At 58.9% G+C, this 25011-nt stretch carries 21 protein-coding genes and 2 pseudogenes; 9 read left to right on the top strand and 14 right to left on the bottom strand.

Annotated features, from left to right (window positions below):
* The first annotated feature begins 3 nt into the window (after positions 1–3).
* The 4 genes from queD (at position 4) to codA (ending at position 3751) form a co-directional block, all read left to right on the top strand.
* Complete coding sequence (gene queD / locus PSEBG33_RS17035; RefSeq protein WP_003190259.1) at positions 4–360, top strand: 6-carboxytetrahydropterin synthase QueD; 357 nt, start codon at positions 4–6, stop codon at positions 358–360.
* Between the two features lie 63 nt (positions 361–423).
* Entirely contained in the window at positions 424–1047 is a 624-nt protein-coding gene (locus PSEBG33_RS17040) for an NUDIX hydrolase (protein WP_005786854.1), read from the top strand.
* Positions 1048–1196: 149 nt separating this feature from the next.
* On the top strand, positions 1197–2465 hold the full coding sequence (gene codB / locus PSEBG33_RS17045) for a cytosine permease (RefSeq protein ID WP_005786852.1): 1269 nt from the start codon (positions 1197–1199) through the stop codon (positions 2463–2465).
* Between the two features lie 50 nt (positions 2466–2515).
* Positions 2516–3751: a cytosine deaminase gene (codA, locus tag PSEBG33_RS17050; protein WP_005786850.1), complete on the top strand. Its 1236-nt coding sequence runs from the start codon at positions 2516–2518 to the stop codon at positions 3749–3751.
* A gap of 8 nt (positions 3752–3759) precedes the next feature.
* On the opposite strand, the gene PSEBG33_RS17055 is transcribed toward codA, so the two are convergent.
* Genes PSEBG33_RS17055 through tssI form a run of 4 tightly spaced genes read right to left on the bottom strand, consistent with a single transcriptional unit; the run spans position 3760 to position 9542 of the window.
* A complete protein-coding gene (locus PSEBG33_RS17055; protein WP_005786848.1) occupies positions 3760–5904 on the bottom strand; it encodes a lipase family protein in 2145 nt (714 codons plus the stop codon).
* 14 nt (positions 5905–5918) lie between these two features.
* Complete coding sequence (locus PSEBG33_RS17060) at positions 5919–6698, bottom strand: hypothetical protein (RefSeq protein WP_005786846.1); 780 nt, start codon at positions 6696–6698, stop codon at positions 5919–5921.
* Positions 6691–7527: a DUF4123 domain-containing protein gene (locus PSEBG33_RS17065; protein WP_005786844.1), complete on the bottom strand. Its 837-nt coding sequence runs from the start codon at positions 7525–7527 to the stop codon at positions 6691–6693. The genes PSEBG33_RS17060 and PSEBG33_RS17065 overlap by 8 nt, the downstream gene beginning before the upstream one ends.
* Positions 7527–9542 (bottom strand): type VI secretion system tip protein TssI/VgrG, encoded by a 2016-nt coding sequence (gene tssI, locus PSEBG33_RS17070; RefSeq protein ID WP_005786841.1) that lies wholly within the window; start codon positions 9540–9542, stop codon positions 7527–7529. The genes PSEBG33_RS17065 and tssI overlap by 1 nt, the downstream gene beginning before the upstream one ends.
* Before the next feature lie 598 nt (positions 9543–10140).
* Here tssI and PSEBG33_RS17075 point away from each other — a divergent pair.
* Complete coding sequence (locus PSEBG33_RS17075) at positions 10141–11292, top strand: MFS transporter (protein WP_005786838.1); 1152 nt, start codon at positions 10141–10143, stop codon at positions 11290–11292.
* Between the two features lies 1 nt (position 11293).
* Here the strand turns inward: PSEBG33_RS17075 and PSEBG33_RS27155 are convergent, their stop codons facing one another.
* From PSEBG33_RS27155 to PSEBG33_RS27140, 7 genes are all read right to left on the bottom strand, one after another.
* A complete protein-coding gene (locus tag PSEBG33_RS27155; RefSeq protein WP_232289413.1) occupies positions 11294–11956 on the bottom strand; it encodes a type III secretion effector protein in 663 nt (220 codons plus the stop codon).
* A 419-nt stretch (positions 11957–12375) separates the two neighbouring features.
* Positions 12376–12693, bottom strand: coding sequence for a hypothetical protein (locus tag PSEBG33_RS29720; RefSeq protein WP_005786834.1), 318 nt, complete (start codon positions 12691–12693; stop codon positions 12376–12378).
* A gap of 140 nt (positions 12694–12833) precedes the next feature.
* Positions 12834–13823 carry a hypothetical protein gene (locus PSEBG33_RS29515; protein WP_005786832.1) on the bottom strand — a complete coding sequence of 330 codons (990 nt, stop codon included), beginning with the start codon at positions 13821–13823 and terminating at the stop codon, positions 12834–12836.
* 225 nt (positions 13824–14048) lie between these two features.
* Positions 14049–16454, bottom strand: coding sequence for a TonB-dependent siderophore receptor (locus PSEBG33_RS17085; RefSeq protein WP_005786830.1), 2406 nt, complete (start codon positions 16452–16454; stop codon positions 14049–14051).
* Positions 16455–16551: 97 nt separating this feature from the next.
* Positions 16552–17502, bottom strand: a complete 951-nt coding sequence (locus PSEBG33_RS17090; protein ID WP_032803401.1) for a FecR family protein — start codon at positions 17500–17502, stop codon at positions 16552–16554.
* Between the two features lie 26 nt (positions 17503–17528).
* Positions 17529–18026 (bottom strand): sigma-70 family RNA polymerase sigma factor, encoded by a 498-nt coding sequence (locus PSEBG33_RS17095; RefSeq protein WP_005786827.1) that lies wholly within the window; start codon positions 18024–18026, stop codon positions 17529–17531.
* A 98-nt stretch (positions 18027–18124) separates the two neighbouring features.
* Positions 18125–18499: a c-type cytochrome gene (locus PSEBG33_RS27140; protein WP_087945280.1), complete on the bottom strand. Its 375-nt coding sequence runs from the start codon at positions 18497–18499 to the stop codon at positions 18125–18127.
* Positions 18500–18697: 198 nt separating this feature from the next.
* Here PSEBG33_RS27140 and PSEBG33_RS17100 point away from each other — a divergent pair, with 198 nt between their 5' ends.
* Genes PSEBG33_RS17100 through PSEBG33_RS17110 form a run of 3 tightly spaced genes read left to right on the top strand, consistent with a single transcriptional unit; the run spans position 18698 to position 22216 of the window.
* Positions 18698–19498: a glucose 1-dehydrogenase gene (locus PSEBG33_RS17100; protein ID WP_005786823.1), complete on the top strand. Its 801-nt coding sequence runs from the start codon at positions 18698–18700 to the stop codon at positions 19496–19498.
* Positions 19491–21317 (top strand): glycoside hydrolase family 15 protein, encoded by a 1827-nt coding sequence (locus PSEBG33_RS17105; protein ID WP_005786821.1) that lies wholly within the window; start codon positions 19491–19493, stop codon positions 21315–21317. The genes PSEBG33_RS17100 and PSEBG33_RS17105 overlap by 8 nt, the downstream gene beginning before the upstream one ends.
* Positions 21305–22216, top strand: a complete 912-nt coding sequence (locus PSEBG33_RS17110) for an alpha/beta fold hydrolase (protein WP_005786820.1) — start codon at positions 21305–21307, stop codon at positions 22214–22216. Before PSEBG33_RS17105 ends, PSEBG33_RS17110 begins: the two co-directional genes overlap by 13 nt.
* Here PSEBG33_RS17110 and PSEBG33_RS17115 read toward each other — a convergent pair.
* Positions 22202–23170, bottom strand: a complete 969-nt coding sequence (locus PSEBG33_RS17115) for a GlxA family transcriptional regulator (protein ID WP_005786818.1) — start codon at positions 23168–23170, stop codon at positions 22202–22204. The two genes, PSEBG33_RS17110 and PSEBG33_RS17115, sit on opposite strands and share 15 nt — an antisense overlap.
* Before the next feature lie 88 nt (positions 23171–23258).
* Here PSEBG33_RS17115 and inhA point away from each other — a divergent pair, with 88 nt between their 5' ends.
* Positions 23259–23939, top strand: coding sequence for an isonitrile hydratase (inhA, locus tag PSEBG33_RS17120; protein WP_005786816.1), 681 nt, complete (start codon positions 23259–23261; stop codon positions 23937–23939).
* An 8-nt stretch (positions 23940–23947) separates the two neighbouring features.
* Here inhA and PSEBG33_RS30100 read toward each other — a convergent pair.
* Positions 23948–24109 (bottom strand): annotated as a pseudogene (locus tag PSEBG33_RS30100) (DUF6124 family protein); the annotation flags it as partial.
* A 681-nt stretch (positions 24110–24790) separates the two neighbouring features.
* Positions 24791–24961, bottom strand: a pseudogene (locus PSEBG33_RS27135) (LysE family translocator); the annotation flags it as partial.
* Positions 24962–25011 lie beyond the last annotated feature (50 nt).

Raw genomic sequence — 25011 nt, 5'->3', positions numbered from 1 at the left:
ACTGTGGAAATCTTCAAGGAATTTACATTCGAATCCGCCCACCGCCTGCCCCACGTACCGGAAGGCCATAAATGCGGGCGCCTGCATGGGCATTCGTTCAAGGTGGCCATCCACCTGAGCGGCGACCTGGATCCCCATACCGGCTGGATTCGCGACTTCTCGGAGATCAAGGCGATTTTCAAGCCGCTCTATGAGCGCCTCGACCACAACTACCTCAATGACATCCCCGGCCTGGAAAACCCCACCAGCGAAGTGCTGGCCAAGTGGATCTGGAATGAATTGAAACCTCTGCTGCCGGAGCTCAGTGCAATCCGCATCCATGAAACTTGCACCAGCGGCTGCATCTATCGCGGCGAGTAAGCGGTAGCGTGTCGAAAACCACCTACGGGTGGTTTTTTTTGGAAATGCCTACAGGAGAACGTGATGGAAAACACCTGGCTGGCCCACGCCAAGCGCTTGCAGGCACTGGCTTCCACGGGGCTGCATTTCTGCACCGATGATTTCGAGCGCGAACGTCTGGAAGAAATTGCCCTGATCGCCCACACCATGCTGGCGCAGTTGGGCAGCGTGCCGCTGGAGCGTATCAACGGCCTGGTCTCGGATTTTGCCCAGAGATATTCGACGCCGATGGTCGATGTGCGCGGTGCAGTGATCGAAGGTGAGCGGATTTTGCTGGTACGGGAATCGACGGATGGCTGCTGGGCATTACCGGGTGGTTATGCCGACATCGGTTTGTCGGCGGCCGAGAACATTATCAAGGAAATCCGCGAAGAAGCCGGGCTGACGGTCACCGCAAGGGCGTTATACAGCGTGACGCACAAAGCCAAGGGCTTGTACCGGCCGGATGTGAGGGATTTCTACAAGTTGTACTTCCTGTGTGACCGGGTGGACCAACTCGCGCCCATGGCAGGTTTTGAAACCACCGAAGTCGGGTTTTTTACACTGGATGATCTGCCGCCCCTGTCTCGCGGGCGCACGATTGAAGGTGATCTTGAGGCGGCCTTTGCGTTTCATCGGGGTGAGACCACGCAGACGCTGTTCGACTGAGCCAGTTTGGCTCACCGCTGCACTGCTTCTGCACCGGATTGGGCTGGGGTAACTTGAAGGGGCTTGCTTGCGCTAGCTGATATCTACCCGCCTCTGCGTTGGCACGCACGATGCAAACGAGCTGCGTCACCACTCAGGGAGCAGCCCCCATGACGCAGCAACCACCTGGCAACGATTACCCCCTCAGCGAAGTCCCCCTGCATGCGCGCAAAGGCCTTGCGTCCACGGCCATGGTGTTGCTGGGTTTTACCTTTTTTACCGCAACCATGTTTGCCGGCGGCAAGCTGGGGGTGGCGTTCAGTTTCATCGACATGCTCGGCGTCGTGGCCCTGGGTAACCTGTTGTTGGGTATCTATGCCGCAGGCCTGGGTTACATCGCGTTCAAGAGTGGCCTGAATTCGGTGTTGATGGGGCGTTTCTGTTTTGGCGAAGTGGGCAGCAAGCTCAGCGACTTGATCCTCGGTTTTACCCAGATCGGCTGGTATGCCTGGGGCACTGCCACGGCGGCCGTAGTATTGGGCAAGTATTTCCAGCTGAGCCCAGGCAGTGTGCTGGGGTTGATGATGGTGTTTGGCTTATTGTTCTGCGCCACCGCCTATGTGGGGTATCGCGGGCTGGAAATCCTGTCCTGGGTCGCAGTGCCTGCAATGGGGTTATTGTTGATCCTGTCGATGTGGGTCGCCACGGTGAAAGTCGGCGGGCTACCGGGGCTGCTGGCGGTGGTGCCGACCGCAGTGTTGGACTTGTCCACGGCGATTACCCTGGTGTTCGGCACCTTCGTCAGCGGTGCGACCCAGGCCACCAACTGGACGCGGTTTTCGCGCTCGGCCAAGGTCGCGGTGCTGGCCAGCCTGATCGGCTTTTTTATCGGCAATGGCCTGATGGTGCTGATCGGCGCCTATGGCGCCATCGTCTATCAGCAACCGGATGTGGTAGAGGTTTTACTGCTGCAAGGTTTCGCCATGGCCGCGATGGCGATGTTGCTGCTCAATATCTGGAGCACCCAGGACAACACCATCTACAACTTCGCCGTCGCCGGTTGCAACCTGCTGCGCACCCAGCGCCGCAAAACAGTGACCCTGGCCGGTGCAGTAATCGGCACCCTGCTCGCCTTGCTTGGCATGTACGACCTGCTGGTGCCCTACCTGATCCTGCTGGGCACCGTGATCCCGCCGATTGGCGGGGTGATCATGGCGGACTTCTTCTATCGTTATGGCGGCCAATACCCGCGTCTGGCGGATGCTCGCCTGCCGGCATTCAACTGGCCAGGTCTGGTAGCGTATGGGGTGGGTACCGTACTGGCGTTCAATTCGCCATGGGTCGCGCCGCTGGTGGGAATTGTTGCCGCATCGCTGACCTACGTGTTGCTCAGCGCCATACTACGCATCATGACCGCCGGGGCATCGGTATCGCCTTGAGGATCCGGCGGCTGCCTGCCTGATTGTTTTTAGCCAAGAGGAACTTGACCATGCACATCATCAATGCCCGCCTGCGCAACCGTGAAGGCTTGCATGATCTGCACCTGGAACACGGCCGGATCGCCAGTATTACTGCGCAAACCAGCGTGCCCACGCTCGCGGCCGGCGATCTGGACGCCGCCGGCAACCTGGTGATACCGCCTTTCGTCGAACCCCACATCCACCTTGATGCCACGCTCACTGCCGGCGAACCGCGCTGGAACATGAGCGGTACGCTGTTCGAGGGGATCGAGTGCTGGGGGGAGCGCAAGGCCACCATTACCCAGGAAGACACCAAGGCCCGGGCCAAAAAAACCATCCAGGCCCTCGCCGCTCATGGTATCCAGCATGTGCGCACCCATGTCGACGTCACCGACCCGGACCTCACCGCGCTCAAAGCCATGCTGCAAGTGCGTGAAGAAAGCACGCACCTGATCGACCTGCAAATTGTTGCCTTCCCCCAGGAGGGCATCGAGTCGTTCCGCAATGGCCGCAAGTTGATGGAGGAAGCCATTCGCCTGGGCGCCGACGTAATCGGCGGCATCCCCCACTTCGAATACACCCGCGATCAAGGGGTCAGTTCGGTGAAGTTCCTCATGGACCTGGCCGAACGCACCGGTTGCCTGGTGGACGTGCATTGTGACGAAACCGATGACCCTCACTCACGCTTTCTCGAAGTACTTGCCGAAGAAGCCCGCAGCCGCGACATGGGCACCCGCGTCACCGCCAGCCACACCACGGCCATGGGCTCCTACGACAACGCGTACTGCGCCAAACTGTTTCGCCTGCTGGGGCATTCCGGCATCAGCTTTGTGTCTTGCCCCACCGAAAGCATCCACCTGCAAGGCCGCTTCGACAGCTTCCCGAAACGCCGCGGCGTCACCCGTGTCAACGAGTTGCTCGAGGCCGGCATGAACGTGTGTTTCGGCCAGGACTCCATCGTCGATCCCTGGTACCCGTTGGGTAACGGCAACATCCTGCGCGTGCTGGAAGCCGGCCTGCACATCTGCCATATGCTCGGCTACCGCAACCTGCAAAGCGCGCTGGACCTGGTCACCGACAACAGTGCCAAGGCCATGGCCCTGGGTGACCGCTATGGTCTGGAAGCCGGCCGCCCTGCCAACCTGCTGATCCTGTCGGCCGACAGCGACTACGAAGTCATTCGTAGCCAGGGCCTGCCCCTGTACTCGATCCGCAACGGCAAGGTGCTGATGAAGCGGCAACCGGCACAGGTGGAGTTTATGTAACCCGGTGGCTAGACGATGGAGTCGATATCCAGTGTTTGCGCCCTTGCCAGATCATCGTGGGAAGGCGGTGGGATGCTGGCAAATTGAGCAGGCTCGCGATTCTCACGGTGGCTGAACCAGCGTTTGAGGCTGGCTTGCAGGTGCGCGGCCCCCGCATGACTGCCGTAGACATCGCGGGCTTGAAGGCGGCGCCAGCGCAGGCTGGCCAGACGCTCGCGACTGGTATGTAAACGGTCGATCTCGGCGTTCAAGGCATCGCTGGTTTCATGGCTGCGATCATTGGCAGGGCGTCGATGGGCGAACTCACGCCGTTTGGCCCGCAGTTGCGCGCGCATGTCCTCAAGCGCCTGGTCGAGCAGCTCAAACTCCCTTGGAGTCACCAAGGGGCCTTGGCTATCCAGGGTTTGTTGCCAGCGGCGCAATGTAGCCCAGGCCGCGGGGATGTAGCTGGTGGTCATGAAGTGTTGACCGGACTGAAAAAGCTGCCTCAATAGATTGTCTCGGTCGGGCATGTCGCCCTGCAGTTGCAATGCGCGATTACAACCTGCCTCTTCGATGGACTCACAGCCCGGCTTCCATAACACCGAAGAATGGGTGCCGTCCGGGAGCGTGATCGGCATGAAGTGATGTTGTTCACCATGATGTTGATAGGGGTTGCCCCCCATGCGCACCAACCCGGCGGCGAACAACAGGCCACCGGGTGCAGGAGCACTGAATAACGTGATGGCCCCGGGTATCCAGAGTTTGGCGGTGGTGTTCATCCACGGGGCGGGGACACTAGGCACGGGGTCGTTGTGATTGACGATGCGGTGGTGGACCAGTGATGAAGCGCCGGCAGTGAATTCGGAGTCAGCGGCACGGGGCGCCCCATAGGTGTAAAGGAGGATGTTGTAGTGGGCGTCCGGCGTTCGGCGCAGTCCTTCGGCCAACAGCAATGCAATGGCGCCGCCAAGGCTGTGGCCGCAAATTACAATGCGCTGGCCGGTGTGAAACCTAGCAAGATAACCGAGTATGAAATTTTGCATGGCCCGAAACGCTTGATAAAACCCGAGATGCGCTTTACCAACACCCTCAACAAGGGAGACCTGATGGGCATCCGCATCACGCAAGACGTCGGCGCCGCTAGCCGTGCCACGCACAGCGATGAGAACAACCTCATTGTGATGACAGATGAATGCTTGAGTATCCGTACCAGACTCAACATCGTTAAAAAAATGAAGTCGCTCTGGGTGTTCAGGACTACCCAAGGTGTCACCCTGTCCGTACAACGCGGGATCAAAAGGCAAAATCTCAAATCGACGTGAATAGGCCACCTCTTCATACACTGGGAAAAAACGCTGTACTTGCTCTGAGTCGAATCTCCACGCTTCCTTGTAGCAAGACAGGTATTCGACAAATAAATTTCCGATACTTGGATCCAGTGGAAAGCTGACCTTATCCTCAGGCGCTGTCGAGGGTTCTTGACCAAACTCGCAGTAACTTAATGTAGCCATTAAAGCCAATTGGTAAAGATTTAAAGCACAAAATTGATCATGTATTGAAATGGCGGGGCGTAACGCTCGCAGAGGACGAACCTCCAACACCGTAAACCTCTTGGGAAACAGTACCAATCCATTGGAAGATAGTTCTGGAGGCCCAAACCCAAGGTCTGCCATCAATTTTTGCACATGCCGCCTTGGGTGGCGGGTTTGCGACGATCGTGGCGGCAGGTGAGCGCTATGTCGAACCAGATCACTCACTTCAACTTGATAAAAATGATCTGCATTCTGCCGTGCAGGATTATTTTCGCCATGCTGATCGTGGCTAACAAGAAAATGTGTTTGCTCGGCACGTACTTGAAGCTCAGTGATAGGCAAAGCGTAAAAGGATCGCGACATCAGCGACTGATAAAGCTCCTCCTGTCCCGAATACCGCTCCTCCATCACAAGGATTACGGGGCCACAGGAAAAATCCGCCACTCTGGCGAAACCCTCCCCGTTCAACCGACCTCTGTACTGTTGCCCCGCACCATCATAGATTGTGTAAGGCAGCCCCCCATAACCCTTACCACTCCCGGTTTCATCCACTAAGCAAAACGTCAACCAATGCCCTTTCAATGGGCAAGCAGGCATCCTGTCGTTGAAGAACTGCTGCTTCCATGCATCGTGTTCCATGAGTTTCCTCCTTATTAATCACAGGTCGGATAAATACTGCAAAGGCGCCCATCTGGCATTTTGAAAGCCTTGAAGTCAGAGACATTGCCACGACAAAATGCAAACATATCCTCCTGACTTTCGCCCTTGCAGCGCTTCCAGCCACCCGACACTTTTACCCAGTTATCCTCCACGGCTGGCAACTCATCTTCGGTTAATGCAAGCACCATTCTCAATGTCTTCCCGGACAATCCGCTACGAGAAACATGTCCGCCGGCTCGTACCTTCGTGGGCTGTCCACTTGCATTCAACGAATTACATCGAAGCACCTTGATAACGGCATGTTCAGGGCCAACAGTACGAAATAACCATTGGCATTGCCCAGGGAGCTCTTGAGGCCGAGTACCAAGCACTGAAAATATGCCAGGTCCTTGATTATCCAGAAAATAGATAGCCGCATAATCCCGCCCGATATCCGACCAGCGCGTGCCCCACGTCGCATTAATTGCAAACACAAGTTTGCGTAAAACAAGCGGGCAGCCTTCCACCTGTTGTGTTAATGGCACATCAAAACTCACTCTATTTGCCACTGACTTGCTGGCAGCCTTGAATATCTTCAGATTCGGACGTTTACCGCCTCGCCGGGTCAGCTCGCACATTTCTCCCGATGCTGGTGTGTATGACGCATCGCCAACAAGGCTGAATTGCGCCGGCAAATCCACCTCCAATGTAAAACTATCCACCACCCGCCCCGCGCACCCCGGAATCCCCGCCCCCCCAAGAACAAGCAACACCGCTGCCATCCACCTATTCATCGTTTTCCACCTCCCTGTGCCACTGCTCCACGACCCGTTCAAAATGCACTTCAGGTGTTTCCCCAGCCCGAGGCGGCCAATGAATAACGCTGCTTCGGATCGTCTCTTCCAACCGGCGCACCACCAGGAACGCCAACTGCTCGGGGCTGCGCCATTGCCAGGTCCGCGCCTGTTCCAGTATTTGGCTGAGCCAGACCCTGGGGTCCTGGAATTCGACCAATGCCGCCAGGTCCTCACTGTGCTCCGCGAGCAGATAACGCAGGATATTGGCGTGCAGGATGGCTTCGGCCTGTGGGTTTGGCGTATCCAGCCAGGGCGCTGGATCCGGTGCCGAGTAATCGCCCGGAGCAGGGTTTTCGCTTTGGTGCCAGCGCCCTTCATGCCAATAGCACACGCTGACCAGCGGCCCGAGATAGACCGGCCAGTGCTCCTTTGATAGATGGAGCAAGGCGCGGGCCAGGGTGCGGTTGTCGTGAATACGATAGAGCGCCCGCTGCCCCGTCGGCCCCACCAGCAGCCTGTCGCGCCAATGTCGCGTTGCACCCGCCAAGTCGGCAGCGGATAGGCTAAAGAGCCATCCCCAGTTCGACTCGGGATGTTGCAGCAGGTCGATCAGTGCGGGCTCGTTCATTTGTTCCAGCAATAGGATCAGCGGGCCAGAACTCGCCAACTGCGCCGCATCGGTCTCGCTGTAGAGGTTGCAATAACGCGACAGATCGCGCCCTGCCAGCAGCGGTTGGCTAGCCTCATGACTCCCCTCAAGCATCAGGCATAGGTGGTAGCCTTGTTGCTGCTGTCGGGCCATCCATCGAGTGACCAGACTGTCCATCAAGCTGCCCTCCCCGCAATATCGTACTGACCTTCGCGGCAGCATTCGCACAGCGGGCAAAAGTCCGCACCCAGTTTTTTAGCCAAATCCATGATGACGCCTTGCGCTGCAGAAATTTGCGCGCCGGCAACTGGCGGGGGCGTTACCGAGCGCGTTGCGGACGGTGAACCGCCCAGGATGATGGGCCGGCTGCTGAAAATACCGCCGGCCTGAATCAGCAGGTGCTCTCCGCCAGCCTTCAGGCTCAGTTGCGCACCTGCATCAATCACCAGGTTGGCACCAGCCTTGAGATGAACCTGTTGTCCGGCTTCGATCACCAGGGTCTGAGCAACACGGGTCAGGCTATCGCCCTGTACGTCGAGGTGGTCGTGCGCCTCGAGCACAACCTTGCGAGCACCAAGAACATGGCGACGCTCCTCACTTTCCAACCGAACCGTACTGGTTCCCCGAATGACTTCATGCCGTTCCCCTGCCACTTCCAGGCGGCTGTCATGCCCCACCCGTTGTTCCAGATCACGCTGGGCGCGCAGGTAGATGAGCTCTTCGCCACTGCGGTCTTCCAGATGCAGCTCATTGCCACCGCTACCGCCTGGGGAACTACGGCTGCGCAGTACCGTGCGTGTCTTGTGCTGTGGCAAGGGGTAAGCCGGCAAGTGCAACGCATTGGGCAAACAGCCGTTGACCAAAGGTTGGTCCGGGTCGCCTTCCAGGAAGCTCACCAGCACTTCCATGCCTACCCTGGGAATGACCAGCGCGCCAAATCCGTCACCGGCCCAGCCCGAAGTCACCCGCAGCCAACAGCTGCTCGTATCGTCGTTTTTGTCCAGGCGATCCCAATGAAAGCGCACCTTCACCCGGCCATAGGCATCGCAATGCACGTCCTCTCCAACGGGCCCGGTTACCGTTGCGGTCTGGCTGCTACTGATCGTCGGCTTGGGGTGCTTGAGGGCCGGGCGATGTACTGCGCGCCAGGGGGTTGCAGTGAATCGGTTGCGATAGCCCTGAAACCCGCTGGCCTCGAATGCCGACTCTTCCAACACCTGCGGCTGGCAGCCCTCATGACGCACCGACGTCAGCAACCATAAGTCATTGCAGGCTGGATCCGGGTGACCGCACAGTTCAAGAAAGTGACCACTGCGTAACGCGGGTTGATCGCTTTTGCCCAACACCCGATGGCGATCACGCTGATGGCGCTCCAGGCCACGTCGCGCCAGTTGCGCCCCCCGGGCACGGCCGGTGAAACCACCGGGGCATTCATAGTCTTCCCATGGTTCTGCCGTTTTGGCACCGGCCTGTTCTTGCAGGCAAAACGAAGGATGCTCAAAGTCATAGTCTCGACGCACGGTTCGCTGACTGCGTGCTTGCAAACGCCGGTCGAAGCGCTGGACCACCCGGGCCTCGAGCGCCGGATCACCCGACGAGCAATAACGCTGCACCGCCAGCCGTCGAAATACCGTCTGGTCGTCACCGAATACCAGCAGATGGTTATCCACGCTGTGGCGAAAATGGTAGTGAATACCCTCCTCTTCACACAGCCGCTGTATAAAGTGCAGGTCGGATTCCCTGTACTGCACGCAAAACACCCGAGGTGGATACACCACCGGTCCAAGCTCGAAGGCATAGGCGTCGGCAAGGATCCCGTGGTGTTCAAGGACCGTTGCAATGATCTGCGGCACGCTGCGTTGCTGGAATATCCGCTGGTCGCGACGATGGGCAAGGCAGGCCAGGCGCGGGGCGAGGGTCAGGTGATAACGGGTGAGCCGCACGCCAGGGTCATCTCGACCGATGGCGTAGACCTGCCCATGCAGCCCCTGCTCCGCTTCGCCAAAGTCCAGATAGGCGGGTTGATGAAGAAGCGCCTCCAAATCGAAGGAAGGGTCTTCGCTGACCAGTTGCACATGTATGAAGTAAGGCTGATCGAGGGCTTCAGTGCCTTTGAATGCCACTACCTGAAAGTCTGTGGTTATGCCTGGAAGAACCAATTTGAAACGTGACGAAACAAACGCGTTAACCATCCTTTGTTACCCGCCATCAACTTTTCAACTGAACGACTCCCCCTCGCCAATACCTGATGGATTGCGAAAAAAAGCACCTGAACAGCCTAAAGCTTAGCGATTTCCCGCGCTTTTCGGCGCTTACCCAATAAAAAAGAAGTTTCGTACACCGAAGATGGAAGTGTCGCTTATAAAGCAAGATATACAGCCAATGAGCCATCTAAGAACAACAAGAAAACTCTTACGCGAGTTTATATCTGAATAACCAAGTTCCGAAGAAACAGCTGACATCTGCCCACCAACGTTATCGGACAGGGGAAGCGTATTACAGAACCTCCAACCTGTGGGAAGTGGACTGGAAGGTGGTAATCCGTCGCAAGAAACCTGGGGTTCAGCCACCCTCACGAGGATTACGCACCTTCCAGACCACCGCCTACAGGTTCAATCACTCCTGTGTGGTTATCAGCCACCAAAGCGTTCCGGCCCTGTAAAAAAATAATTTTCTCAATCCGTATTTTTAATCCCGAACGCGGAGGGAACCCGGCTCGCTCCAGAGGGCCTGATGTGCAAGGATGTAACACTGAACATCGCTCGATGAACGCAAAACCAAGGACTTTTCATGACTGCCATCCCCACCCCTGCGCCCGTAATTCCCGGGCGGCTGGAGCAGATGTCGACGCGCATCGCTTTCTTTATCGCTGGCTTCGGTATCGCCGCCTGGGCGCCGTTGGTGCCGTATGCCAAAGCGCGCGCCGATCTGAATGAAGGCACGCTTGGCCTGCTGCTGTTGTGCCTGGGAGTTGGCTCGATCATCGCGATGCCGGCAGCAGGCGCCTTGGCATCGCGCTACGGCTGCCGTCGCGTGCTGACCGCGGGGACGCTCATGATCTGCCTGGCCCTGCCGATGCTGGCCACGGTCAGTTCGATCCCGTTGTTGATCGCAGGGTTGTTCCTGTTCGGCGCGGGCTTGGGCACCGTGGATTCCACCGTCAATCTGCAAGCGGTGATTGTCGAGCGCGCCAGTGGTAAAACCATGATGTCGGGCTTCCATGGTTTGTTCAGCCTGGGGGGCATCGTCGGCGCAGCGGGGGTTGCCGGGTTGCTGGGCCTGGGCCTGTCGCCACTTGAGGCGACGCTGGTAGTAGTGGTTATCATGGTTGTGGCGCTGCTCAAGGCCGCACCGCACCTCCTGCCTTATGGCAGTGAAAGCTCCGGCCCGGCGTTTGCGGTGCCACATGGAGTGGTGTTGTTTATCGGTTGCCTGTGTTTCATCGTGTTCCTGGCCGAAGGTGCCGTGCTGGATTGGAGTGCTGTATTCCTCAGTGCCGAGCGCGGCCTGGATGAAGCTTACGCCGGCCTTGGCTACGCGGCATTTGCCTTGACCATGACCGCTGGGCGTTTGACCGGTGATGCCATTGTCCGACGCCTGGGGGCAACGCGAGTGATCGTGATCGGGGGCACCTTGGCGTGTGTCGGCCTGCTCATCGCGACGCTATTACCCGCCTGGGAAACTGCATTGCTTGGATACGCATTGGTGGGTGCCGGGTGTTCGAATATCGTGCCGGTGCTGTATACCGCCGTCGGCAAACAAAAGGTCATGCCGGAGCATATTGCGGTGCCGGCCATCACCACGCTCGGTTATGCCGGCATTCTCGCCGGCCCTGCGGTGATCGGTTTTATCGCCCATGGCAGCAGCCTGAGCACCGCCTTTGTATTGATAGCAGTGTTGCTGGCGGCCGTGGCCATCAGCGGCAAAATCCTCAAGGTATAAGTCAGCGCGCTTTGCGAGCATCGTCCTGCTCCCGCCAGCGCTCGAGGCTTTTGTTGCTCAGCCACCCCTCTTTGTGGGGGGGCCCAAACAGTCGCGTGCCGTTGGCACGTTCCAATGAGGGCAGCAAACCTGGGCGTTCGAAAATGTTCTTCGCCGTGTAGACACACAACTCACTGTATTGGGGCCTGGGCATGCCGGTAGACGTGTCCAGTACAGGGCTGCCCTGCTGATCAACTTCGTAAGGGTCCTGCATGACCGCCTTGAGCTTGGCAATCTCAACGTACTGGTGTTGTTCGAACAGGAAGGTGCGATCCATTGTCTTGTCTCTCAACTGTTCAAACTGGCTTTGCAGCGCTTGCACCACTTGCGCGTTGCCATGGGTATGAAACGGATCCTGGCTGAACACACTCGCCGAGCTGTTGCCATGCAAAGCCTGGGCTGCCGCACTGAGGCTGTCACGCGTGATATCGCCGTCGCGGCTGAAGATGGTGTCGCTTAACCGCGCACGCTTGAGAATTTCCCTGACGACCTGAATGACGCCGTCCAGTGCCTCGTTTTCACCCATGGGTTGAGCGGCGATCCGCTGCAATGACATCCAGGTCAAGCGCCCCTCATTAAGGAAGGGGTGCAACAGACCAAAGGCTTTTTCAAGGGCCTTTGCCAATTGCTTGTCCGTTGAAGTTTCACCCGGCAAGGAACTGCTCGCCCGTTCAGCGGGGAAGTTCTGCAGGTTTCGATGACTTAGAGCGGATAACGTTCCGCGCAAAAGAGTGGGCTGGCGAGAGATTCCTCGCTCCGACACGCAAGAGGCTTCCTGCCAAGTGACCGGTGATAGCGACGTTGCTCGCGCGGCTGATCCGCCAGGGGCGAGAGGCCGACCGGGAGGTAGTACACCCTCGATTTTCATGGGTTTTCTCCAACTCTATTCAGATGCATATCCGCTTGGTGACCTGTGTCGGAATGACAAGATCAACGAATGGATTCCACTCGGACAAGCACCTCATGTGTGGTTGGAGGGAGACGGCAGTTCCGGATGAGTAGCGAATACCAATGACAATATGTAAAAGCCCAGGCAAGGCAGCATCAACCTGACTTTCGACTACGCCACCACGTCGTCAGGCTATTGATCAGCCCGGTGCTTTTCAGTGAATCGGCGCGGGCCACTGGAACCTGGCGGTCAGCCAACATGCCCCGGGAAAAATCATCCGCAACGGGCGCCTGAAATTTTCGCTCGCCGGCAAACGCTTTCATGCGGCGGGCTTGGGCCACATATTCCTGCGCTGCAGTGGGCATACCTTCTGATACTCCGCCCTTGTCGGAGAGCGAAGGTTTTACTTGCTGGTTGTTTTGCAGAAGTTCAAGGCGGCAGGATTGGGAGGAATTAAACGAAGTTGAAGTCATGTGTTTTCCCTCAGGCGAAATCTGAAAAGCGGTGGGCCGATGCACCACCGCAGTTACCACCTATGTGGCAAATAAGCGTAAGCCGTTCCTTAAATAATTTAATCAGGCGCCGTTTTCGCAGCGCAGCGCCTGAAAGTGGGTTATTGCGACAGTAAGGCCAATGCTTTGCGACGGATCTTTCCATCACCGTCGGCACTGACGAGGTTATCCATCAGTTTGAGCAGGTCGCCCCGTTTCATGACTGCCTGGGCCAATTGGATCAGGTGATCCTTGGCTGCATCGCCCGTGAGCTCCTGACTTGCAAGTTTCCTCAAGTCTTTGAATTTCAGGTGGGGCCCGCCGCTCCCATCCTTGAGTTCATCGAAATGCTCGAGCATTTCAGCGGCCAATTCCTTGTCAGTCTTGTACTTGAAGTAGTTATCTCCCTGGATAACCGCGTTCAGGCTTTTCCAATCAATAAGATCATTCAACGCACCGGTGCGACCGTCCCGGTCAAGCGCCGCCATCAGTTCCGGACGTCGCAGCAGCTCATTGGCCAAGCGGGTGTTTTCCCTCATGACCGGGTTAGGTGACCATCCTCGTTTCGCCATCGCAAGAATGCTGTCAACGCTGATAGACCCAGGGTTATTTGGATCTCTAAACGCGTTGAAACTGTCGCGCAATTGCTGCGCCAACTCTTCGTTACTCTTTAATGAGTATTGCGGGTCCGGCCTGCCGGGGGCGACCGGATAAGGCCTACCCCCTGCGGTAGGGTCGGGGCGCGGCGGTGGATTGCTTGCCCCGGGGTTGGGCCTTGGCGGCGGGTTGCTGCAGCCCGGATGCATGGGCGGCCGATGCCCCAGGAACCAATGACTGAGCCAGCGCTTGAGTTGGCTCAGTAAGTGATGCAGCCCGGGAGGGTTGTGTTGATGGCCAAGCACATCAGCCGCGGTTGTTGCCGGCTGATGGTGATCGAACACCGGCCCGGCCTTGTTTTCCGCGCTCGGGAAGTTGACATGGGCAGCTCGCTGATCATTGAAAGAAGGCGCAGCAGGGGCCTCGCGAGTGTGTTTGACGACGGCCTTGCCAGTGACTTGTGAAAGGTCTGGCGTTTTTGAAGCAGAGACGGATGTATCCATCGATACCGACATAGGTTTCTCCATTGCAGTAGGCGCGATTTTCAGCTTGTCGCTCCAACACAGTGTCGAAGCCCATCAGCTTTCCCATGTGTGGTTTTGTGTCGGAAACAGTTCCTGACGCAGCAACAGTATGTGCTTTGGCAGTGTAGGAAACACATCAGGCAGGCTTGCGTTACGCCTGGCGCAGGCAAAAAAAATCGCAACCCTTGGGCTGCGATTTTTGCCATCCATCGAAGATCAGAATCCAACGCTTGCCTGTACGAAGAACGTGCGTGGCTCGCCCAGGTATATCCCGGCGTTGTTGTCGCTGGAGCGCGTGTAATGTTGCTGGTCGAAGAGATTTTTCACCCCCACGCCAAGTTTCAGGTTCGACAGTTGCGCGCCGAAGTCATAACCGCTGCGCACGTTGACCGAAACATAGCCCGGAATATCACCGTACTGGCCGTCAGCGGTGCCTTGAGTGATATAGGTGGTGCCGGTGCCTGGCGCACGCTGGCCAGACTGGGCATAGACGTCCAGGTTGTGCGTCCAGTGGTTGACATCGTAACGCAGGCCCAGGGTCGCCACTTCACGGGAATACAGCGGCAGATCGCGGCCCTTGAACGGTACGTCGCCCTCGGAGGTGGCCTTGGTGTAGGTAAAGCCGGCGTTGGCGGTCAGGCCGTCGAGGCGCGGGTCAAGATTGGACAGGTCGTAGTGGGCCGACGCTTCGATACCAGCGTGCTTGGTGGCGCCGAGGTTGGTCCAGCCTACGTCATTGCTGACGTATTGCAGTTCATCCGAGAAGTCGATGTAGAACAGCGTCACTTCGCCGCCCCAGATGCTGTCGTTGTAGCGCGTCCCGATCTCGTAGGTCTTGGCTTTTTCCGGGTTCAGACCGTTGGCGGTCTGGTTGCCGGTACCGCCCTGCCCCAACTGGAAATACTGCAAGCTGCCGAAGGAGGTTTCATAGTTGGCGAACAGTTTCCATGCGTCGCTGACGTGGTACATCACGCTCAGGGCCGGTAGCGGTTCATTGTTGTGAATCTCGCGGCGTTTTTCCTCGGTACGCTTGCCGTTCAGGGCCACGACCGGGCGGTCATGCCATTCGGTGCGGATGTCTTCAAAGCGGATGCCCGGCGTGATGGTCCACTGGCCGATGTCGATTTTGTTGTCGATGTAGAACGCGCTGGCTTCGGTGCCGCCGGTGCGGTCTTGATAAACGTGGCCGTCGTTCTGCCCACCTGGCGTGGGTACGTTGTTGACCAGGTTCAAGCTGGTGGCCTGCTCATGCATGCCTTCCTTCAAATAGCGGTAGCCAACGCTGACTTCCTGCGTGCTGGGGCCCACATCGAACACATGAGACACCCGTGGCTCGATGCCGAAGGTGTAGTAGGTGCGTGGGTAGGAACTGAGGGTTTTCAGATCGCGGTTGGCGATGTTGCTGCCTCGGAAGCTGTCGGAATAGTAGGTCAGCACTTCAGCCTGGGTACGGTCGTCGATCTGGCGGATGTACTTGAAGGACACGTCCTTGCGGCGGCCGCTGAAGTTGTCCCAGTCGCGCACCGACTGGTACGGGTTGGCGTCAAACTGCTTCTGGGTCAGGCCACCGGGCATGTCGGCGCTGGCATCGTAATAGTGGAAGTTGAGCGAGAAGTCATCTTGATCAGTCGGCGCCCAGTGGGTCTTGAAGATTACATCGTCAATGTCGTTGGAATTGTTGCTGTTGCGATAGCCGTTGCCATTGACCCCGGAGTACAGCAACGCGGCGCCGATGCCGTTGTCGGCGGTGCCGCCGATAAACGCATTTTCGACGTGCTTCCAGCCACCGTGGGCGGACGTTTGCAGGGTGGTGCCGACTTCCCCGGAGAATTTTTCCGGGATGGCGCGGGTCACGAAATTGATCACACCGCCGACGTTCTGTGGGCCATAGCGCACGGACCCGGCACCACGCACGACGTCGATGCTGTCCAGGTTACCGGCGGAAATGGGCGCCATCGACAGTTGCGGTTGGCCGTACGGGGCGAAGGCTGCCGGTACGCCGTCAATCAGCACGGTCGAGCGTGGCGACAGGCGTGAGGTCAAGCCGCGTACACCGACGTTGAGGGAAATATCGCTGCCCCCGGTGCCGTTGGATTCCTGTACCTGCACGCCAGGCACGCGGCGCAATACGTCACCGACGTTCATCGCGCCCTGCTCCACCATGGCTTCGCGGCGCACCACAGTGCGTGCACCCGCATGGTTTTGCACCACGGCGGCATCGGCATCGCCGAGCCAGTCGCCCACCACCTTGATGTCGGTGACGCCCAGTTCCAGCGGCGAGCCAGCTTCGCCAGTGCCGGCGCTCAGCGTGCGCAAGGTTACGGAGCCTGCGTCGATCTGGTAATCCAGCCCACTGCCTTGCAACAATTGGCGCAGGGCTTGTTCAGGCGAGAGGTTGCCATCCACTGCTGGGGCTTGCTTGCCGGCGACCATGTCGGGGCTGAAGAACACTTGCAGGGAGGTCTGCTGGCCCAGTTGGCTCAAGGCTGCGCCCAGGGGCTGGGCGCGAATATGAATGCCTTCGCCAGCCTGTGCGGCAGGCAGCGCGATGCTGACTGCAATAGCCAGGGCGAGAGGCGCCCAGCGGGAGATTTTATTGTTGTGGAGGGCGAGTTTTTTCACGTCGAACCTAGTCCTGTGATCGCAAAAGTGTGCGGCTGTTAATGCAAACCAGTTGCAGTTGCAGGAGAAGACGAATAACGCGAAAAAAACCTGAATGTCAGCGTGAAATAATTTCCTGGCTGCCGTCCGGCAAGGTGCGCAAGGCAACCGGCAGAATATGTGGCAAGGCTTTGAGCAAGGCTTCGGTGTCACTGGCGTTGAACACGCTGGTCAGACGCAGGTTGCCCACCGCTGCCGTGGTGACGCGCAACGGTTGCTCGCGATAGCGCGACACTTCCCGCGCCACTTCGGCCAGGCTAGCGTTGTTGAACACCAGTTTGCCGGTGCGCCATGCGGTCAGCTCTTCAGGGTTTACGGCGTAGGCCGCAGCCACTTCGCCCTGAGTATCGACATGAGTGCCCCGGCCGGCGGTGAGCGTCACGACTTGAGCCGACGCTCGTCCCTGCACCTTGACGGTGCCGGTCTCGACCACCACGCGGGTGCGGTCGTCATCGCGACGCACATCGAAGCGTGTGCCGGTGACCGTCACCTGCCCTGCCCCGGCGGCCACCACGAACGGGCGACTGACGTCGTGCTCGACACTGAACATCGCCTCACCCTGCTTGAGCTCAATGCCCCGCCGACCTTTTTCGTAGTGAACCGCAACCACACTGCGGCTGTTGAGGTCCATCACAGAACCGTCGGGCAAGGCCACCTGGCGCTGCTCGCCCACCCGGGTAGTGAACTCGGCGCTGTACGGCTTGGACTGGCCCAGCCCGCTGAACAAACCCAGGCCCACGGCAATGGCAACCACACCGGCCGCTACCGCATAACGCAGCACCGCGCCACCTCTGGGGCGCTCGGCCGGCGCATCGCACAAAGCCTGCAAACGGGGTTGGGGCAGCAGATCGGTGGCGCTCCACAGCCCTTGCAGCACATCGAATTCATATTGGTGTTCGGGCTGCTCGGCACGCCAGGCCTCGAAACGTCGCCGTTCTTCGGCGTTCAACGGGCCGTCTTGCAGGCGCACAAACCATTGTGCCGCTTCGTCACGGACACGCTTATCCATCGTGGAAGATCCTGTTTCAATGCGGGTCATGGCGCCATTGCATCCAGGCGGTCACGCAGATGCCGCAGGGTGCGGATCATATACTTCTCCACCATGTTTTTAGACAGCCCCAGGCGCACGGCGATTTCCTGCTGGGTGAGCCCCTCGATTTTCTGCCAGATAAAAATCTTGCGACAGTTGAGCGGCAACTCGACCAGGGCCCGCTCGATGGAGTCAGCCAACTGAATCGCGTGCATGTAATGCTCCGGATCACCGCTGTGGGGGGCGTGATCAGCGGCCTGCAACATCAACGCCTCGCGACGTTCTTCGCGCCGGTAGGCGTCCACCGCGATATTGCGCGCGGTTTGATGCAGGTAGGCGCGTGGTTGTGCAACCTCGCTGGCGTGGGACTCGAGCACTCGCACAAAAGTGTCGTGGGTCAGGTCCTCGGCTTGCTGACGGCTCCTCAAGCGGCGCGTCCACGTGCCGATCAACTCTTCGTAGTGCTCGAAAAAGCCTGTTCTGCGGGGCGGCTGAGGAATCATCGCGAAGGCACTGAGGAGGCGGGGCGTGAATAGTAATGTTTCCTATTAAGCAGGGCAATTGCTGTCCATCGGCGGTACGCCCGCCGCACTCAAACCCCTCAACTTTTTGAAATCACACTACTCATGTATTGATGCAGATCGCGGAAATCCTGAACGCTCCACGCGTGCGGCGCTATCTTCACACCGTTGTCCTTCAACGTCTTTGGAATCAGGTTGCCATTTGGGCGAAGTATTATCGACGACACGATCACGCCCGGATAATCATGCAGCCGTTGTTTGAACGCGGCGGTTGTAAGGTCGGGCGTGGGGGGATTGCTTTTTTTAGCCAATGGCCCGGAGGCCTTTATATCGGGGCCATGGCACACGGCGCATCGCTGTAGATAGAGCGTTTTTCCGTTGCTGTTTTCCGCAACGGCCAGTGATGTCTGAGCCAGTGGTAAAACGGCTGATAAGCCAATGAGTAAACGTTTCATCCTTGAGGTGCGTGTCGACATACACATTCCTTTGCTCCATCCCTTATCTTTTGTTTTCAGCATATTACGATAAACCTTTGCCTTGCGCCCCGGCGCTACACCTGCGGCCCACGGCCTGAGCGTACAAACCGCGCGGTGAACTTCCGCTCTACGCCGTCAGTCAGCTGAAAGGACTCTGATAAACACAGTGGGTGGGCGATGCAGATTTCCTTGCAGCAACAAGTAGCTCTGGTCACCGGCGCCAGTTCCGGCATCGGTGCTGGCGCAGCCAAAGCCCTGGCCGACGCGGGCGCGGCGGTAGTGCTTAACTACAACTCCCAGGCGGCCCCCGCCGAGGCCCTTGCCGCACAGATCAATGCCAACGGCGGTCGGGCGCTTGCCATCGGTGGCGATGTGTCCAAGGAGGCCGATGTCGAGCGCCTGTTCGCACAGACCCTCGATGCCTTCGGCCACCTGGATATTCTGGTGGCCAACTCCGGCCTGCAAAAAGACGCCAACCTGGTCGACATGAGCCTCGAGGACTGGAACACCGTGATCGGTGTCAACCTCACCGGGCAGTTCCTCTGTGCCCGAGCGGCGGTGCGTATCTTCAATCGTCAGGGCGTTCGCGAGGGCGTGTCACGAGCGGCCGGCAAAATCATCCATATGAGTTCGGTGCATCAAGTCATTCCGTGGGCCGGGCATGTGAATTATGCAGCGTCCAAGGGCGGCGTTGAGATGCTGATGCGCACCCTCGCCCAGGAAGTCAGCGAGCAACGCATCCGCATCAATGGCATTGCGCCTGGGGCGATTCGCACAGCAATCAACCGCGCAGCCACTGAAGGCGCTGCGGAGAAAGAGTTGCTCAAATTGATTCCTTACGGTCGTGTCGGCGATGTAGAAGATGTGGCCAATGCAGTGGTGTGGCTGGCCAGTGATGCTTCTGATTACGTGGTCGGCAGTACGTTGTTCATCGATGGCGGCATGAGCCTTTATCCGGAGTTTCGCGGCAATGGTTGATCTGAAAAAAGAACCCCAAAGCGCCATCGATGCCCATGGCATCATCGGCGACATGCGCAGTGCCGCACTGGTAAACGACCGTGGCAGCATCGATTTTTTCTGCTGGCCGGAATTCGACAGCCCGTCGATCTTCTGCGCACTGCTCGACACGCCCGACGCCGGCACCTTCCAACTTACCCCGGACCTGCCCAACGCCCGCCGCGAGCAGATCTACCTGCCTGACACCAACGTGCTGCAAACACGCTGGCTGAGTGACGAGGCAGTGGTGGAAATCACCGATCTGCTGGCCGTCAGCGAAGACGTTGACGATTTGCCGCTGCTGATTCGCCGCGTACGGGTAGTCAGTGGCCAGGCAACTCTGCACCTGCGTTGCGCCGTGCGCCACGACTACGCCCGTGCCAAGACCCACACCACAGCCGATGACAGCGGCGTGCTGTTCAGCGCCGACGGTCAGCCCGGCCTGCGCCTGGTAGGCAGCCACCCGCTGACCCTCGAAGAAAATGCCGTCGTATCCCGCTTCACCCTGGCCCAGGACGAGGGCGCTGAATTTGTGCTCGGCGGCCAGGATGATCCGCGGGTGGTCAACGACTGCACGGACCTGTACCTGGAACGCACCCTCAAGTTCTGGCGCGGCTGGATCTCCCAGTCCAATTACCGTGGGCGCTGGCGCGAAATGGTCAACCGCTCGGCCTTGGCGTTGAAGCTTTTGACCTCGCGCAAGCACGGCGCAATCATCGCCGCCGCCACCTTCGGCCTGCCGGAAAGCCCCGGCGGCGAGCGCAACTGGGATTACCGCTATACCTGGATACGCGATGCGTCGTTTACCGTCTACGCGTTCATGCGCCTGGGGTTTGTCGAGGAAGCCAACGCCTATATGCGCTGGCTCAAAGGCAGAGTCAGCGACTGCTGCGGCCAGCCGACCAAAATCAATATTCTCTACGGCATCGACGGTCGCCAGGAGTTGCCGGAAACCACCCTCGATCATTTGCGCGGCCACGGCGACGCCCAACCGGTGCGCGTGGGCAACGAAGCGTTCGACCAGATCCAGCTGGATATCTACGGCGAATTGATGGACGCGGTGTATCTGGTCAACAAGTACGGCGAAGCCATTTCCCACGAAGGCTGGAAACATACGGTGGAAGTGGTCGACCAAGTGTGTGAGATCTGGAACCGCAAAGACGTAGGTATCTGGGAAATGCGCGGCGAGCAACACCACTTTTTGCACTCGCGCCTGATGTGCTGGGTGGCTTTGGACCGAGCTATTCGCCTCGCCTCCAAACGCTCGCTGCCCGCCCCGTTCGCGCGCTGGGACCAGACACGCCAGGCTATCTACGCCGACATCTGGAGCAACTTCTGGAACGAAGAACGCGGGCATTTCGTCCAGCATATCGGCAGTACGGCGCTGGACGGCTCGATGCTGTTGATGCCGCTGGTGCGCTTCGTTGCGGCCACCGACCCGCGCTGGCTGGCGACGCTGGAAGCGATCCAGAAAAGCCTGGTGCGCGACGGCATGGTCTACCGCTACCGCAATGACGACAGCCAGATCGATGGGCTGCAAGGCACAGAAGGCGCATTTGCTGCCTGCTCGTTCTGGTACGTGGAATGCCTGGCCCGCGCCGGACAAGTGGAAAAGGCCCACCTGGAATTCGAACAGCTGCTGCGCTACGCCAACCCGCTGGGGCTGTACGCCGAAGAATTCGACAGCCAGGCTCGGCACTTGGGCAACACACCTCAGGCGTTGAGCCACTTGGCATTGATCAGTGCGGCAACCTTCCTGGACCGCAAACTCAGTGGGGAGAAGACTGTATGGCAACCCTGACGACCCCTGCCCCGCTGTTGTATGTGCGCACGTCCATGCTAGACGTGGCTTATGAGACGCACGGCCCCATCGCGGGCGAGCCGGTGATCCTGCTGCATGGATTCCCTTATGACCCTCGCAGTTATGACGAAATCGCGCCGGTGCTGGCCGAGCGTGGTTATCGGGTGTTGGTCCCGTATTTGCGCGGTTATGGCCCGACGCGGTTTATCAACGACCAGGTCATGCGCTCCGGCCAACAGGCGGCGTTGGCCAAGGACCTGCTGGATTTCATGGATGCGCTGTCCATTAAGCAGGCCACGCTCGCCGGGTATGACTGGGGTGGGCGCGCGGCGTGTATTGTCGCGGCGCTATGGCCCGAGCGGGTACGCGGCTTGGTGACGGGGGACGGTTACAACATCCAGGACATCGCCAAGTCCCTTGAGCCTCGGGCACCGGAAACCGAGCATCGATTGTGGTACCAGTATTACTTCCACACCCAGCGTGGGGTCGACGGTTTGACCGCCAATCGACGAGAGCTGTGTGAGTTGTTATGGCGGCTTTGGTCGCCGACCTGGCGTGAAGGGCCAAGTCTGTATGGCAAGACTGCGCCGTCATTTGATAACCCGGACTTTGTCGCGGTGGTGATCCACTCTTACCGCCATCGTTTCATGTATGCGCCGGGTGATCCCGCGTTGGAGTACATCGAACAGGCGCTGGTGCCCCAACCGGCGATAACGGTGCCCAGCATTTCGTTATGCGGGGCCGACGACGGTGTGGGCCCGCCGCCACTTGAGGATGACGATGTGGAGCACTTCAGCGGTTTTTATCGCCGGCAGGTTTTGCCAGGCATTGGTCATAATGTTTTCCAGGAAGCGCCCCTGGTCACGCTTGAAGCATTGCTGGAACTACTGGAGCGCTGAAAAACGCTCCCGGTAAGCTTGAGGCGTCACTGACAAGGCCCGCACAAAGCTGCGGCGCAAAGTCTCTTCACAGCCAAAACCGCACTGCATGGCGATACGTTTGATGGAGGTCGTGCTGTCTGCCAATTGCCGGCGCGCAGTTTCGACACGGATCAGTTCCACGGCCCGGGCCGGGGTCTGGCCGGTCTCGGCGCGGTAATGGCGCACAAAGCTACGCTCGCTCATGCCAGCCTGGGCCGCAAGGGTGGCGATGTTCAGATCCAGCGTCAGATGGTCGGCGATCCAAGCGTGCAGGTCGGCAAAGCGGCTGTCGCTCTTTTGCAGGGATAACGTCACGCTAAATTGCGACTGACCGCCAGGGCGCTTGAGAAAGACCACCAAGTGGCGCGCCACTTCCAAGGCAATGGCGCGACCCAGGTCATCCTCTACCAGGGCCAGGCACAGGTCGATCCCGGCGGTCACACCAGCAGACGTCCACACGGCGCCCTGCTGGATGAAAATCGGATTGGCCTCCACCGTGAGTGCGGGAAACTTGCGCGCCAGTTCTTCACACCGCGTCCAGTGCGTGGCCACTCGGCAACCATCGAGCAAACCACTGGCGGCCAGCAGAAAGGCCCCGGTGCACACCGAAGCCATGCGCCGGGTGTGCCGGGATTTATCGCGCACCCATTGCACCAGTGTCGCGTCTTCGGCGGCAGCGTACACGCCCCAGCCACCGGCGATCACCAGGGTGTCGCAAGGCGCGTCGATGGCGGGCAGCGGCTCAGCCAGCAGCGCCAGGCCGGCAGAAGTCCTCACCGGTTCAGGCTGAGCGGCGATCACGTTCACCGCGTAGGGCAACGGTAAACCACGTTGGCGCAACAGGTCATTAGCCGACGCAAACACTTGCAGAGGCCCGGTGACATCGAGCACCTGGGCATTTTCAAAAGCGAGTACATGAATAATCTTGGGCATGATTGGCGTGATTAGTGGGTTCAATGGCGTACCCGCCAAAGCCTAGGCTTCTACAGTGAGGTCGTCCATTTCTTTCGGAGCTTGCACCATGACCTTGCAGATCGGCTTTCTGTTGTTCCCCGGCATCCAGCAACTGGACCTGACCGGCCCCTATGATGTCCTCGGTTCGCTGCCAGACGTGAAGCTGCACCTGGTGTGGAAAGACCTCGCGCCGATCACCTCCAGCACTGGCCTGGTGTTCACGCCGACCATCACTTACGCCGACTGCCCGAACCTGGATGTGCTCTGCGTACCCGGTGGCGCCGGTGTGGGCCCTTTGATGGAAGACCCGCAAACCCTGGATTTTCTCAAGGCCCAGGCACAGACAGTGCGCTACATGACCTCGGTGTGCACCGGCTCATTGGTATTGGGCGCGGCAGGGTTGCTGCGCGGTCGCAAGGCCACGACCCACTGGGCCTACCACCACCTGCTCGCCCCGCTCGGTGCTATTCCCGTGCAGGAGCGCGTGGTGCGTGACGGCAACCTGTTTACCGGCGGCGGGATCACCGCCGGCATCGACTTTGCCCTGACCCTGGCCGCAGAGTTGTACAGCGAAGCGGCGGCGCAACTGGTGCAATTGCAAATCGAATATGCGCCGGCCCCACCGTTTGACTCCGGCCGCCCGGAGACTGCGCCCCGATATGTACTGGAGGAAGCCAACAAGCGCACGGTGGAGTCACGCAGAGTGCGTGGGGAGATTGTTGCGCGGGCGGCTGCGCGGTTGGGGTGAATGTTCATCCGTGGCGAGCCATCAACCTCAAAGGCCAGGTGCGCCGCTATGGCATTGATGGATTCCAGATCCTGGGAAGCATTGACCAGCAGGGTTTCTGTGTCGCGGTTGGGACGGAGGGTGAAGAGTAGGTTTGAATCTGAAGGAGGATTGGAGATGTCTTTGATCATGATGTAGTTCCTGAGAGTAATGGACTACTGGAGTAATTCGGATTTCTCACGTCCGGTCGCTGAATTGGCAGCGACTGGGCAAGACTAGTGACGACTGTTTCTAGCAGCAACCTTAAAGGGTTGTGGGAAAAAACCGGCTTCAGCGCCTGGACGCAAGGTGAGTCCTAGGCTGCTGTACGAAACTTCTTTTGATTCTTTCGGGGGTAAACGGCCTGTCCGGTTGTAGCCGACAGTAACCACGATGCGAAGCGAGCCGCTCTTGATCTCGATCTGCTTGTGATCTTGATCTTAAGCGCCCCGTTAAACCACGCTGGCGGATTACGGGCACACCGAGCCCAGGCGAGGTGCCGAGTGGTGGGGCAAGAGCGTTTTGCTTACTTTTGCGCTTTTCAAAAGTGAGCCGCCGTCAGGGCGGAACCCTAAGTGGCCGTTACCGCAGGAATGGATATGTACTCGGTATGACTGTGTCGGCTGTCAGGCCGCCTTCGCGAGCAAGCCCGCTCCCACATTTGGATCGCGGGGTGTCAGGTAGAGAAGCATCGCCTGTCAGGCCGCCATCGCAGGCAAGCCAGCTCCCACAATTGGATTGTGAGGTGTCAGGTAAATGAGCATCGACTGGCAGGCCGTTACGGGAGCAAGCTCCCTCGCCACACAGAAACCTGCTTGGCTTCCCGCGTGTCGTCAGGCAGGACGTGACATCACCGCCAAGCGCACGGCCAGCGCCATCAACACTGCCGCCAACCTCCACTTCTGCAGCCAGGCGCTTTTGGTGCGTTTGGCGAAGAAGCGGCTGAGCGCCCCGCCAAACATGCCCAGCAGTAGGTGAAACACACTCGCGATCAGCGTCAGCACGGCGCTCGCAGGCTCTACAAAAAATTGTGCTGGATACATTACTGACGCAG

The organism is Pseudomonas synxantha BG33R, assembly GCF_000263715.2.
GTDB lineage: Bacteria > Pseudomonadota > Gammaproteobacteria > Pseudomonadales > Pseudomonadaceae > Aquipseudomonas > Aquipseudomonas synxantha_A.
This window is presented reverse-complemented; position numbering and strand designations above follow the sequence as displayed.

Coding starts and splice junctions, on each gene's coding strand:
- PSEBG33_RS27140 (WP_087945280.1), bottom strand. CDS start 18,499: ATGAAACGTTTACTCATTGGCTTATCAGCCGTTTTACCACTGGCTCAG.
- PSEBG33_RS29515 (WP_005786832.1), bottom strand. CDS start 13,823: ATGTCGGTATCGATGGATACATCCGTCTCTGCTTCAAAAACGCCAGAC.
- PSEBG33_RS17090 (WP_032803401.1), bottom strand. CDS start 17,502: ATGGATAAGCGTGTCCGTGACGAAGCGGCACAATGGTTTGTGCGCCTG.
- tssI (WP_005786841.1), bottom strand. CDS start 9,542: ATGGTTAACGCGTTTGTTTCGTCACGTTTCAAATTGGTTCTTCCAGGC.
- PSEBG33_RS17055 (WP_005786848.1), bottom strand. CDS start 5,904: ATGGAACACGATGCATGGAAGCAGCAGTTCTTCAACGACAGGATGCCT.
- PSEBG33_RS17065 (WP_005786844.1), bottom strand. CDS start 7,527: ATGGACAGTCTGGTCACTCGATGGATGGCCCGACAGCAGCAACAAGGC.
- PSEBG33_RS17105 (WP_005786821.1), top strand. CDS start 19,491: ATGGTTGATCTGAAAAAAGAACCCCAAAGCGCCATCGATGCCCATGGC.
- codA (WP_005786850.1), top strand. CDS start 2,516: ATGCACATCATCAATGCCCGCCTGCGCAACCGTGAAGGCTTGCATGAT.
- inhA (WP_005786816.1), top strand. CDS start 23,259: ATGACCTTGCAGATCGGCTTTCTGTTGTTCCCCGGCATCCAGCAACTG.
- PSEBG33_RS17060 (WP_005786846.1), bottom strand. CDS start 6,698: ATGAATAGGTGGATGGCAGCGGTGTTGCTTGTTCTTGGGGGGGCGGGG.
- PSEBG33_RS17075 (WP_005786838.1), top strand. CDS start 10,141: ATGACTGCCATCCCCACCCCTGCGCCCGTAATTCCCGGGCGGCTGGAG.
- PSEBG33_RS17100 (WP_005786823.1), top strand. CDS start 18,698: ATGCAGATTTCCTTGCAGCAACAAGTAGCTCTGGTCACCGGCGCCAGT.
- PSEBG33_RS17110 (WP_005786820.1), top strand. CDS start 21,305: ATGGCAACCCTGACGACCCCTGCCCCGCTGTTGTATGTGCGCACGTCC.
- codB (WP_005786852.1), top strand. CDS start 1,197: ATGACGCAGCAACCACCTGGCAACGATTACCCCCTCAGCGAAGTCCCC.
- PSEBG33_RS17115 (WP_005786818.1), bottom strand. CDS start 23,170: ATGCCCAAGATTATTCATGTACTCGCTTTTGAAAATGCCCAGGTGCTC.
- PSEBG33_RS29720 (WP_005786834.1), bottom strand. CDS start 12,693: ATGACTTCAACTTCGTTTAATTCCTCCCAATCCTGCCGCCTTGAACTT.
- PSEBG33_RS17040 (WP_005786854.1), top strand. CDS start 424: ATGGAAAACACCTGGCTGGCCCACGCCAAGCGCTTGCAGGCACTGGCT.
- PSEBG33_RS17095 (WP_005786827.1), bottom strand. CDS start 18,026: ATGATTCCTCAGCCGCCCCGCAGAACAGGCTTTTTCGAGCACTACGAA.